The organism is Mycobacterium simiae (assembly GCF_008370645.1).
GTDB lineage: Bacteria > Actinomycetota > Actinomycetes > Mycobacteriales > Mycobacteriaceae > Mycobacterium > Mycobacterium simiae_A.
This window is the reverse complement of sequence record NZ_VTZN01000642.1, coordinates 1-265: the sequence shown is the minus strand read 5'-3', so window position 1 is coordinate 265 and position 265 is coordinate 1. Positions and strand designations below refer to the sequence as shown.

Annotated in this window: 1 pseudogene; it reads right to left on the bottom strand. The window is 61.5% G+C overall.

What is annotated here, in order from left to right:
• A pseudogene (locus F0Q45_RS27225) lies at nucleotides 1-265 on the bottom strand (phosphate ABC transporter substrate-binding protein PstS); the annotation flags it as partial.

Below are 265 nucleotides of genomic sequence, written 5' to 3'. Positions count from 1 at the left end.
ACCCTTGAATGTCGCCCCGGCAATTGTCTTTCCGACGGTCTCGGCGGTGATCGTCACCGGATCCGGACCCGCCGACGTGATGATTTGGGCCATGTTTAACTGATGGCCCACCGCGTAGGACCATTCGTTGTAGGTGATCGAACCGTCAGTTCGCTTCAGCGCCTGCGAGGTGCCGTCATTGCCGGCGGCGCCTTCACCGACGCCACCATTGAATGTTTGCCCACCGCCTTTGCCCCACGCGCCGTTGGACGCGGCATCGAGGTAA